14 protein-coding genes are annotated in these 14,141 nt (G+C 77.9%); 11 read left to right on the forward strand and 3 right to left on the reverse strand.

Features of this window, described 5'->3' with window-relative positions:
* Positions 1–253: 253 nt before the first annotated feature.
* Both mshB and ACRYR7_RS19295 read left to right on the forward strand, forming a co-directional pair.
* Positions 254–1,189 (forward strand): N-acetyl-1-D-myo-inositol-2-amino-2-deoxy-alpha-D-glucopyranoside deacetylase, encoded by a 936-nt coding sequence (mshB, locus tag ACRYR7_RS19290; RefSeq protein WP_432573748.1) that lies wholly within the window; start codon positions 254–256, stop codon positions 1,187–1,189.
* Between the two features lie 214 nt (positions 1,190–1,403).
* A complete protein-coding gene (locus tag ACRYR7_RS19295; RefSeq protein ID WP_432573738.1) occupies positions 1,404–3,461 on the forward strand; it encodes an AAA family ATPase in 2,058 nt (685 codons plus the stop codon).
* A gap of 102 nt (positions 3,462–3,563) precedes the next feature.
* On the opposite strand, the gene ACRYR7_RS19300 is transcribed toward ACRYR7_RS19295, so the two are convergent.
* Positions 3,564–4,643 (reverse strand): GNAT family N-acetyltransferase, encoded by a 1,080-nt coding sequence (locus tag ACRYR7_RS19300; protein WP_432573739.1) that lies wholly within the window; start codon positions 4,641–4,643, stop codon positions 3,564–3,566.
* Between the two features lie 108 nt (positions 4,644–4,751).
* Here ACRYR7_RS19300 and fdxA point away from each other — a divergent pair, with 108 nt between their 5' ends.
* The 3 genes from fdxA (at position 4,752) to ACRYR7_RS19315 (ending at position 7,688) form a co-directional block, all read left to right on the forward strand.
* Positions 4,752–5,078 (forward strand): ferredoxin, encoded by a 327-nt coding sequence (fdxA, locus tag ACRYR7_RS19305; protein WP_432573298.1) that lies wholly within the window; start codon positions 4,752–4,754, stop codon positions 5,076–5,078.
* Positions 5,075–6,259, forward strand: coding sequence for a succinyldiaminopimelate transaminase (gene dapC, locus ACRYR7_RS19310; protein ID WP_432573749.1), 1,185 nt, complete (start codon positions 5,075–5,077; stop codon positions 6,257–6,259). The genes fdxA and dapC overlap by 4 nt, the downstream gene beginning before the upstream one ends.
* A gap of 142 nt (positions 6,260–6,401) precedes the next feature.
* The gene (locus ACRYR7_RS19315; protein WP_432573740.1) at positions 6,402–7,688 is read left to right on the forward strand and encodes a citrate synthase; all 1,287 of its coding nucleotides are present in this window, start codon (positions 6,402–6,404) and stop codon (positions 7,686–7,688) included.
* Between the two features lie 75 nt (positions 7,689–7,763).
* Here the strand turns inward: ACRYR7_RS19315 and ACRYR7_RS19320 are convergent, their stop codons facing one another.
* Both ACRYR7_RS19320 and dapD read right to left on the reverse strand, forming a co-directional pair.
* A complete protein-coding gene (locus ACRYR7_RS19320) occupies positions 7,764–8,723 on the reverse strand; it encodes a hypothetical protein (RefSeq protein ID WP_432573741.1) in 960 nt (319 codons plus the stop codon).
* A gap of 4 nt (positions 8,724–8,727) precedes the next feature.
* Complete coding sequence (gene dapD / locus ACRYR7_RS19325) at positions 8,728–9,738, reverse strand: 2,3,4,5-tetrahydropyridine-2,6-dicarboxylate N-succinyltransferase (protein WP_432573742.1); 1,011 nt, start codon at positions 9,736–9,738, stop codon at positions 8,728–8,730.
* Between the two features lie 72 nt (positions 9,739–9,810).
* Here dapD and dapE point away from each other — a divergent pair, with 72 nt between their 5' ends.
* From dapE to ACRYR7_RS19355, 6 genes are all read left to right on the forward strand, one after another.
* Positions 9,811–10,989: a succinyl-diaminopimelate desuccinylase gene (gene dapE, locus ACRYR7_RS19330; protein WP_432573743.1), complete on the forward strand. Its 1,179-nt coding sequence runs from the start codon at positions 9,811–9,813 to the stop codon at positions 10,987–10,989.
* The gene (locus ACRYR7_RS19335) at positions 10,986–11,636 is read left to right on the forward strand and encodes an LOG family protein (RefSeq protein WP_432573744.1); all 651 of its coding nucleotides are present in this window, start codon (positions 10,986–10,988) and stop codon (positions 11,634–11,636) included. Before dapE ends, ACRYR7_RS19335 begins: the two co-directional genes overlap by 4 nt.
* Positions 11,633–11,914 carry a DivIVA domain-containing protein gene (locus tag ACRYR7_RS19340; protein ID WP_432573745.1) on the forward strand — a complete coding sequence of 94 codons (282 nt, stop codon included), beginning with the start codon at positions 11,633–11,635 and terminating at the stop codon, positions 11,912–11,914. Before ACRYR7_RS19335 ends, ACRYR7_RS19340 begins: the two co-directional genes overlap by 4 nt.
* Entirely contained in the window at positions 11,893–12,423 is a 531-nt protein-coding gene (locus ACRYR7_RS19345; RefSeq protein WP_432573746.1) for an SRPBCC family protein, read from the forward strand. Before ACRYR7_RS19340 ends, ACRYR7_RS19345 begins: the two co-directional genes overlap by 22 nt.
* The gene (locus ACRYR7_RS19350; protein WP_432573747.1) at positions 12,420–13,679 is read left to right on the forward strand and encodes a hypothetical protein; all 1,260 of its coding nucleotides are present in this window, start codon (positions 12,420–12,422) and stop codon (positions 13,677–13,679) included. The genes ACRYR7_RS19345 and ACRYR7_RS19350 overlap by 4 nt, the downstream gene beginning before the upstream one ends.
* Positions 13,680–13,861: 182 nt before the next feature.
* On the forward strand, positions 13,862–14,029 hold the full coding sequence (locus ACRYR7_RS19355; protein ID WP_166611043.1) for a DUF3117 domain-containing protein: 168 nt from the start codon (positions 13,862–13,864) through the stop codon (positions 14,027–14,029).
* Positions 14,030–14,141: the final 112 nt, after the last annotated feature.

The raw sequence follows: 14,141 nt of genomic DNA on the forward strand, positions 1-14,141 counted from the left end.
CGGGCGTCCCGGGCGCCGGGTCGCCCGCCCCGCGGCGTCCCGGCGGGTCCCCGGCGCGATCACGTGCCTTGCACCGGGCACCGCCACGGCACAGGGTTGGGGCATGACGACGATCCCCGAACCCCCCGCGGACCCCGACGGCACCCCCGAGGGCGCCGCCGGGGCCGCCACCGCGGGCCGCGACCCCCTGGAGATCGCCGCCGACCTCGTCGACGACGCCGCGAGCGAGCTGGACCCCGCCGAGCTGGCGTCGATGGACAGCCTCGACCAGCCGCACCGGCTGCTGCTCGTGCACGCCCACCCCGACGACGAGAGCATCGGCACCGCCCTGACCATGGCCCGCTACGCCGACGCCGGCGCGCAGGTCGTGCTGCTGACCGCCACCCGCGGGGAGCTGGGCGAGGTCATCCCGCCCGGGCTGGCGCACCTGACGCCCGACGAGCTCGGCGAGCACCGCACCGGCGAGCTCGCCACCGCGATGGAGGCCCTGGGCGTGGAGGACCACCGCTTCCTCACCCGCCCCGACGGCAGCGGGTACCGCGACTCCGGCATGGTCTGGCTGGAGCCGGGGCGCGCCGCCGCGGGCGACGACGTCGACCCGCGCGCGCTGACCGCCGCCGACCCCGAGGAGGTCGCCGAGCGCATCGCCGAGGTGGTGCGCGAGGTGCGCCCGCAGGTCGTGGTCACCTACGAGCCCGGCGGCGGCTACGGCCACCCCGACCACGTGCGCGTGGCCGAGGCCACCGCGCGCGCCCTGGTGCTCGCGGCCGGTCAGGGCCGCGAGGGGCGCGAGGGCGACGTGGTGCCGTGGCAGGTGGCGAAGGTCTACGAGGTCGTGCAGCCGCTGAGCGAGGTGCGCGCCGCGCTGCGCCGCCTGGCGGGCACCGGCGCGGCCGGCGCCGCCGACCCCGACGGCCCGCTGCCCAGCGTCGCCGTGCCCGACGAGCAGGTCACCACCGTCGTCGACGGCACCGAGCAGGTGCCCGCGAAGATCGCCGCGCTGCGCGCCCACGCCACCCAGGTGGAGCTGGACCTGGACGCCGAGGTGCCCGCGATGCGGCTGTCCAACGGGGTGCCGCAGGCGCTGAGCACCCGCGAGCACTTCCGCCTCGTGCACGGCGTGGCGGCCGGGCCCTTCGACGCCGACGGGCGCGAGACCGACCTGTTCGCCGGCATCGCCACCTCCTGAGGGGCCACTCCCGGGGAACCGACCCCGGGGGACCGCGCCACCACCGCGGCCCGCCCGCCGGCGGCCCGGTGGTGGCGCGGTCACGCTCCGTTGCGCCGGTCGGGTGAACCCGGTCCCCCGAACCGGTCACCGCGGGTGCCCGCCCGCCCGGTGCGGGGGTTGGGTGGACCCAGGGTCCCGGGCGCACCTCCCGGGCCGGAGGGGAGGAGCGGCCGTGGCCGAGCAGCAGGGGGCACCGCGCACCGGGACCGGGACGCCCGCGGGCACCGCCCGCCGCACCGGCCGCACCGGCCGCGACGCCGGGGACGTCGGCCGGCTGCGCGAGCGCCGCCGCCGGCGCCGCACCGCCGCGCTGGCCGCCCTGGCGCTGGTCGCGGCGGCCGCCGGTGCCGCGCGCCTGGCCACCGGCCGCCCGCTGCTGCCGTCCCCGCCCGCCGTGGACCCGCTGTACCTGATGTCCGGGCTCTTCTTCGCCGCCCTCATCGCGGTCCTGCTCGGGCAGACCCTGCTCTCCGGGCGCTCCCCGCACGTCGTCTACCGCCCCGAGCAGATCGACGTCACCCTCGACGACGTCAAGGGCCTGGCCCCCGTCAAGGAGGACGTCGAGCGCAGCCTGGACCTGTTCCTGTCCGCGCGCAGCTTCCGCCGCGACATGGGCGGGCGCCCGCGCCGCGGCCTGCTCTTCGAGGGCGGCCCGGGCACCGGCAAGACCCACATGGCCAAGGCGATGGCCCGCGAGGCGGGGGTGCCGTTCCTCTTCGTCTCCGCCACCTCCTTCCAGTCCATGTGGTACGGCGCCACCGCCCGCAAGGTCCGCTCCTACTTCCGTGCGCTGCGCCGCGCCGCCCGCGCCGAGGGCGGGGCCATCGGCTTCATCGAGGAGATCGACGCCATCGCCGGCGCCCGCGGCGGCGTGGCCGCCGCCACCGCCCTCGCCGCCCCGCTCGCCCCCGCCGCCCCGGCCACCGGCCTGCTCGGCTGCGGCGGCCTGACCGGGCTGGTCCTGGACGCGGCCGGCGCCGCCGCGCCCGCCGTGCGCGTGGAGCGCCTGGCCAGCTCCGAGGGCTCCAGCGGCGTGGTCAACGAGCTGCTCGTGCAGATGCAGTCCTTCGACGAGCCCACCGCCGGCGAGCGGCTGCACGGCTGGGCGGTCGACGCCGTCAACCGCTTCCTGCCCGCGCACCGGCGCCTGTCCCGCCCGCGCAGCGAGCCCGTCGAGGTCCTCGTCATCGCCGCGACCAACCGCGCCGACGCCCTGGACCCGGCCCTGCTGCGCCCGGGCCGCTTCGACCGCCGCCTGGCCTTCGGCCTGCCCGACAAGGCCGGCCGGCGCGAGCTGGTCGACCACTTCCTGGCCCGCAAGGCGCACGAGCCGCAGCTGGACGACCCCGAGCGCCGCGACGCCCTCGCCGGCATCACCACCGGCTACAGCCCGGTGATGATCGAGAGCCTGCTGGACGAGGCCCTCGTCAACGCCGTGCGCCGCGACGCGGACGGCATGTCCTGGGCGGACGTCGAGCACGCCCGCCTGGTCACCGAGGTCGGCCTGGGCCAGCCCGTGGCCTACACCGCCCACGAGGAGCGGCTCATCGCCACCCACGAGGCCGGCCACGCCGCCGTCGCCTGGCTCGTGGCGCCGCAGCGGCGCCTGGAGGTCCTCACCATCGTCAAGCGCGCCTCCGCCCTGGGCCTGCTCGCCCACGGCGACGCCGAGGACGTCTACACCCGCTCGCGCGCCGAGCTGTCCGGCCTCATCGAGATCGCCTTCGGCGGGCAGGTCGCCGAGGAGCTCTTCCTCGGCGACGTGTCCACCGGCCCGGCCGGCGACCTGCAGGCGGCGACCACCACGGCCGCGCAGATGGTCGGCGCGGCCGGCATGGCCGGCACCCTCATCTCCTTCACCGCCGTGCAGAACGGCGCGCTGGCCGACGGCAACCTCGTCTCGCGCGTCCTGGGCGACGCCGAGGGCCGCCGGATGGTGGAGAACCTGCTCTCCGAGCGCAAGGAGGCCGTGCGCGAGCTGCTGGGCCGCCACCGCCACCTCGTCGCCGCGCTGCGCGACGCGCTGCTGGAGCGCCACGAGCTGATCGGCCACGAGATCACCGACGTGCTGCAGGCCGCGCAGGCCGCCCACGACGCCGCCGGCCGCACCGCCCCGGCCACCGGCGCGGGCGCGGCCGCGGGCACCGCCTCGGGCACGGCCGCGCCGCGCGTGGTCGACCTGCGCGACGGCGCGGTGCACCGCACGTCCCCGGGCTCGACCCGGGGCTGACCCGCGCTGCCGCGCCCGGAGGGGAGCGCGGCAGGGCGGGGAGCGCGGGCGGCGCGGTCCGCGCACCTCCGGGGGGAGGGGGCGCGGACCGCCCGCCGCCCGTCACGGCGCCGGGCGCACCCGGTAGTGGTAGGCGTGGTGCACGCCGAACCCGGCGCCCTCGTACAGGGCGCGCGCGCCGCCGCTCGCCTCGGCCACCTGCAGGTGCGCCGAGGTCGCCCCGCGCGCGCGGCCCCAGTCGGCCACCTCCGCCAGCAGCCGGCGGGCCAGGCCGCGCCGGCGGTGCGAGGGGGCGACCCGCACGGCCGAGACCCCCACCCACCCCGGGCTGGCCGACCCGCGCGCGACCGCGACGGTGGCGCCGCCGTCCAGCACCCGCACGAACACCTGCGCGTCGGCGGAGAGCAGCACCCGCCGCGCCGCCGCCGGCAGCGCGGCCCCGCCGGGGTCGCGCCAGCCCTCCAGCCACCCCTCCAGCCACCCCTCGTCCGGCTCCGCGGCGCGGAGCACCGAGCACCCCGGCGGCAGCGGCACCGCGCCGGCCCCGGCCAGCGCGCGCACGGCGGCGGTCAGCACCAGCGTCGGGGTGAGCACCGCCCAGCCGCGCCTGGCCAGCTCGCGCGCCACCGGCACCCCCTGCGGGTCGGCGCCGGCCGCGTGCGGCACGGCCACCCGCGCCGGCAGGCCGCGCCGGGCGTAGAACGCCTCCACCGCGGCCAGCGCCTGCGGCAGCGGCACCCCGGGGGAGGCGACCGCCAGCGCCGAGTTCGCCCGGCCGGTGAACCCGCCGGCCGCCCGCAGCCGCCAGCCGCCGAGGTCCTCGCGCTCGTCGGGGCGCCAGTGCTCGGCGGCCACCAGCTCCAGCTCCTCCACGCCCACGGCCTCGTGCGGCGCGCCGCGCCGGCGCGGGGGAGGGGGCACGGCCTTGCCGGCCAGCACGTCCGCGCGCCGCACCCGCACCGGCCCGCGCCGCGTGGCCACCACCAGCAGCTCCCCGTCGGCGGCGGTCAGCTCGCCCAGGGCGTCGCTGGCGGAGCCGTCGGCCAGGCGGTGGCGCACCACCACGCGCGCCCCGACCACCAGCTCGTGCTCGCGCAGCACGTGCGCCACGCCCGAGCCCCCCGCAGCGCCCTCCGCGGCCCTCTGCGCGGCGCCCGCCGCCGCGTCCTCCGCAGCGCCCACCGACCCCACCGCCCCCGTCCGCCCGTCCCCGACGGCGCGCGCCGCCGGCGTCCGCGATACTAGGAGGACGCGTCCGGCGGCCCGCTGCGCCGGAGGAGGAGGACACCAGTGACCTACGTCATCGCCCAGCCCTGCGTGGACGTCAAGGACAAGGCGTGCATCGAGGAGTGCCCCGTCGACTGCATCTACGAGGGCAAGCGCTCGCTGTACATCCACCCCGACGAGTGCGTGGACTGCGGGGCCTGCGAGCCGGTGTGCCCGGTGGAGGCCATCTACTACGAGGACGACGTGCCCGAGCAGTGGTCGGCGTTCACCGCGGCCAACGTGGAGTTCTTCGACACCGTCGGCTCGCCCGGCGGTGCGGCCAAGACGGGCCTGATCGAGGCCGACCACGCGGTGGTCAGCGCGCTGCCCCCGCAGGGCGAGGGCCGCTGAGCGCCCCGCCGGCCGCCCGCCGCGCGCGCGGCGCGGCGCTGCCGGACTTCCCGTGGGACTCGCTGGCCGGCGCCAAGGCGCTGGCCGCGAGCCACCCCGGCGGCCTCGTGGACCTGTCCGTGGGCACCCCCGTCGACCCGACCCCCGCGGTCGTGGCCGACGCGCTGCGGGCCGCCGCGGACGCCCCCGGCTACCCGCAGACGTGGGGCACCCCCGCGCTGCGCGAGGCGGTGGCGGCCTGGTTCGCCCGCCGGCGCGGCGCGCCCGGCGTGGACCCCGACGGCGTCCTGCCCACCGTGGGCTCCAAGGAGCTGGTGGCCTGGCTGCCGTTCCTGCTGGGCCTGGGGCCGGGCGACGCCGTGGCCCACCCGGCGGTGGCCTACCCCACGTACGACGTGGGCGCCCGCCTGGCCGGGGCGACCCCGGTGCCCGTCGACCTCGCCGGCGGCGTGGAGGCGCTGGAGGAGGCCCGCCGCGCCGGCCACGAGGTGCGCCTGCTGTGGCTGAACTCCCCGTCCAACCCCACCGGGGCCGTCCTGGAGGCCGCGGAGCTGGCCCGCCTGGTGGCCTGGGCCCGCGAGCACGGCGCGGTCGTGGCCAGCGACGAGTGCTACGCCGAGCTGGGCTGGGACCCCGCCCACGACGCCTCCCGCGGCGGCCTGGTGCCCTCCGTGCTGGACCCGCGCGTCACCGGCGGCGACAGCACCGGGCTGCTGGCGGTGTACTCCACCTCCAAGCAGTCCAACCTGGCCGGCTACCGCGCGGCCTTCGCCGCCGGCGACCCCGCCCTGGTGCGCGAGCTGCTGGAGGTGCGCAAGCACGCCGGGATGATCGTGCCGTGGCCGGTGCAGGCCGCCCTGGCCGCGGCCCTGTCCGACGACGCCCACGTCGACGCCCAGCGCGAGCGCTACCGCGCCCGCCGCGAGGTGCTGCGCACGGCGCTGGAGGGCGCCGGCTTCCGCGTGGACGCCTCCGGCGCGGGGCTGTACCTGTGGAGCACCCGCGGCGAGGACGCGCGCACCACGGTGGACCTGCTGGCCCGCCGCGGCGTGCTCGTCGCCCCCGGCGACTTCTACGGGCCGCTCGGCGCGCGGCACGTGCGGGTGGCGCTGACCGCGCCCGACGAGCGCGTCGGGCAGGTCCCGCAGCGCCTGGCCGACCTGGGCGCGACCGGCGGCTGACGCGGCGGTGGCCACCGGGTGGACGGTGGGGGAGGTGTGCGCACCCGCGTCGGGAGACGTGGACAGCGTGTGACCAAGTCCTCCCGCCCGGTGGCCCGCCCCGTGTTGGGCGCCGCACCGCCGTGCGGGTACGGTCAGCCGCATGGTGGACTCCGTGACGCTGAAGCACGCAGGTGGCGACCTCGACCTCCCGGTCACGCAGGCCACCGAGGGTGCCCCCGGCTTCGGCATCTCCAGCCTGCTCAAGGAGACCGGGCTGGTCACCCTGGACGCCGGCTTCACCAACACCGCCTCCTGCACCTCGGCGATCACCTACATCGACGGCGACGCGGGCGTGCTGCGCTACCGCGGCTACCCGATCGAGCAGCTCGCCGAGAGCTCCTCGTTCATCGAGACCAGCTACCTGCTCATCTACGGCGAGCTGCCCACCGCCGAGCAGCTGACCGCCTTCACCGAGCGCATCCAGCGCCACACCCTGCTGCACGAGGACCTCAAGCGGTTCTTCGACGGCTTCCCGCGCGACGCGCACCCGATGCCGGTGCTCTCCAGCGCCGTCAGCGCGCTGTCGACCTTCTACCCCAACAGCCTGAACCCGTTCGACGTCGAGCAGGTCGAGCTGTCCACCATCCGCCTCATGGCCAAGCTGCCGACCATCGCGGCGTACGCGCACCGCAAGAGCCTGGGGCAGCCGCTGCTGTACCCGGACAACCGCCTGGGCCTGGTGGAGAACTTCACCCGCCTGTCCTTCGGCAACCCCGCCGAGGACTACGAGCTGGACCCGGTGATGGTCAAGGCGCTGGACCAGCTGCTGATCCTGCACGCCGACCACGAGCAGAACTGCTCCACCTCCACCGTGCGCCTCGTCGGCTCCGGCCAGGCGAACCTCTTCGCCTCCGTCTCCGCCGGCATCCACGCGCTGTCCGGGCCGCTGCACGGCGGTGCGAACTCCGCCGTGCTGGACATGCTGGAGTCCATCCGCAGCTCCGACGACGACGTCGACACCTTCATGGCGCGGGTGAAGAACAAGGAGAAGGGCGTGCGCCTGATGGGCTTCGGCCACCGGGTGTACAAGAACTACGACCCGCGCGCGGCCATCGTGAAGAAGACCGCCGACCAGGTGCTCTCCCAGCTCGGCAAGCGCGACGAGCTGCTGGACATCGCGATGCGCCTGGAGGAGATCGCCCTGTCCGACGACTACTTCATCGAGCGCAAGCTCTACCCCAACGTGGACTTCTACACCGGGCTCATCTACAAGGCGATGGGCTTCCCGACGAAGATGTTCACGGTGCTGTTCGCGCTGGGCCGCCTGCCCGGCTGGATCGCGCAGTGGCGCGAGATGATCAACGACCCGGCCACCAAGATCGGCCGCCCGCGCCAGGTGTACGTCGGCGAGGGCGCCCGCGACTACGCGGACCTCTCCGCCCGCTGACGCGCCCCGCCGCCCCGCCGCGCCCCCGCCCGCACGCCGCGGACGGGGGCGCGGTGCGTGCGGGGGCGGCCCCGCTCAGGACACCCGCACCCGCACGTCGCCCTCGGGCACGCCGGTGTCGGCGCCGACCCAGCCGCGCCCGGGGGCCTCGCGCTCCCAGCGGTGGCCGGCCACCTCCACCTCCACGACGTCGTACCCGGCGGCCGAGGCCACCGCCCACGCCGCCGCCGCCCACGCCAGCCGGGGCGCCTCCTCGCCCTGCAGCGACCACTGCAGGCCCTTGCCGTCCGTGCCGGGCACCACGGCCGCGTCCACCCGCACCGCCTGCACGGCCGCCGCGTCGCGCAGCCGCTGCGCCTTCAAGGACGCCTGCTCGTCGGTGCCCACCTGCGCGTCCGGCTCCGCCCGGCGCAGCCGGCAGGTGAACCCGGCCGGGGTGTACCCCGTCAGCGCCGAGGCGATCAGGCGCGCCTCCGGCTCGTGGTCGCCGTAGGCCAGCGGGAAGCCGCTGCGCTGCACCCGCTGCGCGGCGTCGGTCACCGGCAGGTCCCGGTACCCCTCGACCTGCACGAGCGCGTCGTAGAACGCGTTGGTGGCGAACACCGGGTCCTGCACCTGCTGCTCGGTGCCCCACCCCTGCGAGGGGCGCTGCTGGAACAGCCCCAGGGAGTCGCGGTCGCCGTGGTCGAGGTTGCGCAGCCCCGACTCCTGCACGACGGTGGCGATCCCGATGGTGGCCGCGCGCGCCGGCAGCTCGCGGCGCACCGCGATCCCCACCACCGTGGCGGCGTGGCCCGCCTGCTCCGGCGACAACGACGTGCTCTGCCCGTCGACCGTGGCCGTGCAGCGCTGGCGCACCACGGGGGCGTCCTCGTCGCCCACCAGCCACAGGGCGCCGGCGGTCAGCACCACCAGGGCCGAGGCGGCCGCCACCAGCGGGCGCAGGCGCCGCGCGCGCCGGTTGGCGGCGGCGCGGGAACGGGGCAGCCGCGGCGCCCGGGACGTGCGGGCGCCGCGCGGCGTGCTGACGGGCACCGCCTCAGTTGGCGTGCAGGGCGGCGTTGAGCTCCACCTTCACGCCCCGCCGCGGCAGCGCCTCCACGGCGCCCGTGACGGAGTTGCGGCGGAACAGCAGCCCCGAGGCGCCCGAGAGGGTGCGCGCGGCGACCGTGCGCTGCACCGCGCCGGCCTCGTCCAGCACGGAGACCTTCGTGCCGGCGGTGACGTAGGTGCCGGCCTCCACGACGCAGTCGTCGCCCAGCGAGATGCCGGTGCCGGAGTTCGCGCCCAGCAGCGTGCGCCGCCCGATGCTGACGACCTCCTTGCCGCCGCCGGAGAGGGTGCCCATGATCGAGGCGCCGCCGCCGACGTCCGAGCCGTCGCCCACGGTGACCCCGGCGGAGATGCGCCCCTCGACCATCGAGGTGCCCAGCGTGCCGGCGTTGTAGTTCACGAAGCCCTCGTGCATGACGGTGGTGCCCGGCGCCAGGTGCGCGCCCAGGCGCACCCGGTCCGCGTCGGCGACGCGCACCCCGGAGGGGGTGACGTAGTCCGTCATGCGGGGGAACTTGTCGATGCCGTAGACGGTCACCGGGCCGACGTTGGCGCGCAGCGCCAGGCGGGTGCGCTCGAAGTCGCCCACCGCGCACGGGCCGTGGTTGGTCCACACCACGTTCGCCAGGACGCCGAAGATGCCCGAGACGTCCAGGCCGTGCGGGGCCACCAGGCGGTGCGAGAGCAGGTGCAGGCGCAGGTACGCGTCGGCCGCGTCCGCCGGCGGGGCGTCCAGGTCGATCTGCGTGGTCACCACCCGCTGGCGCACCCGGCGGTGCGGGTCGGAGTCCTCCAGGGAGGCCAGCTCCGCCGGCACCCCGTAGGAGCTCGCCTCGCCGGAGGTGGCCGCGCCCAGCGCGGGGAACGGGTACCAGACGTCCAGCACCGTGCCGTCCTCGGCGACGGTGGCCAGGCCGTGCCCCCACGCGCGCCGGGAGGCGGCGCTGCTGCCGGTGCTGCCGGACGTGCTGGCGGGGGTGCTGGTCTGCTCGCTCACGCCCGCGACCCTACCGGCGGGGCGCCGGGAGGACCCCCGCGCGAGCCCGGGCCACGCCCTAGGGTTCTGCGCGTGACCACCGCTCCCGCCGCCACGAGCCCCGGCGCCCCCGCGCAGCACGACCTGACCGACCCCGCGCTCGACGTCGTCGAGCTGACCCGCCGCGTGTGCGACACCGAGTCCGTCAGCGGCGGCGAGCGCGCCCTGGCCGACGCGGTCGAGGCCGCGCTGCGCTCCTGGGCCGGCCCCGGCGGCGCCCTGGAGGTCCTGCGCGACGGCGACGCCGTCGTGGCCCGCACGAGGCTCGGGCGCGCCGAGCGCGTCCTGCTGGCCGGGCACCTGGACACCGTGCCGCTGACCGACCCGCCGAACCTGCCGGTGCGCCGCGAGCAGCACCCCGCGGACGGCGACGTGCTCGTCGGCCGCGGCACCTGCGACATGAAGGGCGGGGTGGCGGTGCAGCTCGTGCTGGCCCGCGAGACCGCCGCCGCGGTGGCCGCCGGCCGGCCCCCCGCGCGCGACGCGACCTTCGTCTTCTACGACAACGAGGAGGTCGAGGCCGCCCGCAACGGCCTGGGCCGCCTGGCCCGGCGGGTCCCGCAGGCGCTCGCGGCCGACTTCGCCGTGCTGCTGGAGCCCTCCTCGGCCGTGGTCGAGGGCGGGTGCAACGGCACCCTGCGCGCGGAGGTCACCACCACCGGGAAGGCGGCGCACTCCGCGCGCGCCTGGCGCGGCAGCAACGCCATCCACGCCGCCGCCCCCGTGCTGGCCCGCCTGGCCGCCTACGAGCCGCGCGAGGTGGAGGTGGAGGGCCTGGTCTTCCGCGAGGGCCTGAACGCGGTGGGCATCGCCGGCGGCATCGCCGGCAACGTCATCCCCGACCGCTGCACCGTGACCGTCAACCACCGCTTCGCCCCGGCGTTCTCCGCCGCGCAGGCCGAGGCGCACGTGCGGGAGGTCTTCGAGGGCTTCGACGTGCGCGTCACCGACGCCGCCGAGGGCGCCCGCCCCGGCCTGCACCTGCCCGCCGCCGCGGAGTTCGTGCGCCGCACCGGCACCGCGCCGCTGCCGAAGTTCGGCTGGACCGACGTGGCGCGCTTCTCCGCCCTGGGCGTGCCCGCGGTCAACTACGGCCCCGGCGACAACGCCACCGCCCACGCCGACGACGAGCGCTGCCGCGTCGAGGAGCTGCAGCGGTGCCTGGACGTCCTGCGCGGCTGGCTGCTCGGCGGGGGCGGGGTGGCGGCGTGAGCACCATCTGCCTGTACGGCAGCGCCTCCGGCGGCATCGACGCCCGGCACGTCGAGCTGGCCGCCCAGGTGGGTCGGCTGATCGGCGAGCGCGGCCACGACCTCGTCTACGGCGGCGGCGGCACCTCCGTGATGGGCGCGGCCGAGGCCGCCGCCCGCGCCGCCGGCGCGCGCACCACCGGCGTGATGCCCAAGGCGCTCATGGAGCTGGAGCTGCCGCCGCAGGGCCTGGGCGAGCTCGTCGTCACCGAGGACATGCGCCGGCGCAAGGCGGAGATGGACGCGCGCGCCGACGCCTTCATCGTGCTGCCCGGGGGCCTGGGCACCCTGGAGGAGCTCTTCGAGATCTGGGTGGCGCGCACCATCGGCCTGCACACCAAGCCGATGGCCGTGCTCGACCTCGACGGGCACTACGCGGGGCTGCGCACCTGGCTGGAGGGTCTCGTCGAGCGCCGCTTCGCCCGCCCCCTCGTCTTCGAGGTCGTGCACTGGACCGACGACCCCGCCGACGCGCTGGACCACCTGGAGTCCGCCCCGCGCGACCGCGTCACGCTGCCCAGCTCCGAGATCGTGGGCAGCTTCGCCGACTTCCCCGACGACGGCGGCGCACCGGGGCGGGCGCCGGGGGCGCCGGGGGCGCGGCCGTGACGGTCGTGCTGCTGGCGCTGGTGCTGCTGGCCGTGGGCGCCGTGGGCGCCGTGGCCACCGGCCGCGTCTCCGGCGCGCTGGGCCCGGCGACCTCCACCCGCCCGCACCGCGGCCTGCCCGAGGGGCCGGTGCTGGCCGGCGACGTCGACGGGGTGCGCTTCTCGACCGCGCTGCGCGGCTACCGCATGGACGAGGTCGACGCCGTCCTGGACCGGCTGCGCGAGGAGATCCGCGAGCGCGACGAGGAGCTGGCCGCGTGGCGCACGGCGGAGGACTGAGCGTGGCGGGCGCCGGGCGCCGCGGCGAGGTCGTCTTCACGGCCCGCGGCACCTTCGCCGCCGAGCCCGCCCGGGTCTTCGAGGTGCTCACCGACTGGCCCCGGCAGAGCGCCTGGGTGCCGGCCACCGTCGTGCAGCGCCGCGGCGGGCCCGAGGGCGCGGCCGGGGAGCGCTTCGCCGGCGTCAGCCGCCTCGGCCCGCTCGTCCTGGACGACGAGATGGTCGTGGTCTCGCGCACGCCCCCCGCGCCGGGCCGCGACGGGCTGGTGCGCGTGCGCAAGGTCGGCACCCTGCTCGGCGGCGCCGTCGACATCGTGGTCGCCGCCGACGGGCCCGGGCGCACCGCGGTGAGCTGGCGCGAGCGGATCCTGCTGCGCCCGCCGGCGCTGGCGCTGCTGGCCCGCCTGGGCGGCCCGCTGCCGGCGCTGCTGGGCCGGCTGGCCTTCGAGGCGGTCCTGCGCGCGGCCCGCGCCGACGTGGAGGGGCCCGGCGCGGGGAGCGGCGCGTGAGCGCCCCCCGCCCGCCGGCGCGCACCCGCCCCGCCCCGGCGCCGCTGCGGCTGCGCGAGCGGCTGCTGCTGCGCTGGCTGCGCCTGCCGGCCGCCGCGCGGGTGCTGGCCGTCTACGCGCTCGCGCGGCTGTTCTCCGCCGCCGTGCTCGTCGAGGTCGCCCGCTTCCAGGAGCCCAGCGCCTGGACGCCGCAGGGGGCGGGCTACTCCGACGTGCTCGTGCTGTGGGACGCCACCTGGTACCGCAGCATCGCCGAGGACGGCTACCCCGACGCGGTGCCGCTGGGCCCCGACGGCTCCCCGCAGCAGTCCGAGCTGGCCTTCTACCCGCTGGCGCCCCTGCTGGCGCGGGCGCTGACGGCCACCGGCCTGTCCTTCGGCTGGGCCGGGGCGCTGGTCTCCCTGGTCAGCGGCGCCGCGGCCGCCGTGGGCGTGCACGCCCTGCTGCACCGGGCGCTGCGCCGGCGCCTGCCCGAGGCCGCCGCGCGCCGCGGCGCGTGGAGCGCGGCGGTGCTGCTGTGCGTGTGCCCGCCCTCGCCGGTGCTGCAGGTGCCGTACACCGAGGGCCCCGCCCTGGCGCTGCTCGTGGCCTTCCTGCTGCTGCTGCAGCGGCAGCGCTACCTGCCGGCCGCGGCCGTCGCCCTGGCGCTGGGGTACACCCGGCCGGTGGCCGTGCCGCTGTCGGTGGTGGTCGCCGTGCACCTGCTGCTGCGCGCCCTGGCCGGCCGGCGCCGCGGGGCCGCGCTGGGCGCGCGCGAGGCGCTGCGCTGCGCGGTGCTGCTGGGCGCCTCCGGCGCCGCCGGCCTGCTGTGGCCGGTCACCGCCTGGCTGCTCACCGGCCGCCGCGACGCCTACACCGCCACGATGGGCGCCTGGCGCAGCGGCGGTGAGGTCGTCTGGCTGCAGCCGTGGTGGGGCGTCTCGCAGCACGTGCTGGGCGCGGTCGCCGGCCCGGTGCTGCTGGTGGCGGCCGTCGTCGCCTACGCCGCCTGGCTGCTCGGCCCGCGCACCGCCGTCCTCGGCGCGGAGCTGCGCACCTGGTGCCTGGCGTACGTCGGCTACCTGCTGCTCGTGCTGGACCCCTTCACCAGCCTCTTCCGCTACCTGGTCCTGCTCTTCCCGCTCGCCGGCCTGGTCGGGCTGCACCCGCGCCGGCGCGGCGCGCTGGGGGCGTGGGTGGTGGGCTCGCTGGCGCTGCAGGTGGTGTGGACCGCGTGGCTGTGGCGCTTCTCCCCGCCGGCCGACTGGCCGCCGTGACCCCTGCGCGCACCCGCCGCGCCCCGCGCGGGCGCCCGCCCGGCGGTCGCCGCGTGATCGCCCGGCGTGCCCGGGCGCACGACGGGGGGTGCCCATGGGGGATGATGGACCCACACACGCCGGCCGCGGCACCCGGTCGCGACCGGCGGGCGCACGAGGACCACGAGAGAGGACGCACGCCGATGGCGGCCATGAAGCCGAGGACCGGGGACGGTCCGCTGGAGGTCACCAAGGAGGGGCGCGGCATCGTCCTGCGCATGCCGCTGGAAGGGGGTGGCCGTCTCGTGGTCGAGATGACCCCCGACGAGGCCGGTGCCCTCGGGGAGGCCATCACCTCGGTCGTGGGCTGAGGACCGCGGCCTCGGGGGGGGGGGGGGGGGGGGGGGGGGGGGGGGGGGGGGGGGGGGGGGGCGGGGGCGGGGGGGCGGCGGGCGCCGCCGGGACCCCCGCCCGCCGACACCC

The organism is Kineococcus gurbantunggutensis, assembly GCF_050871925.1.
Classification (GTDB): domain Bacteria; phylum Actinomycetota; class Actinomycetes; order Actinomycetales; family Kineococcaceae; genus Kineococcus.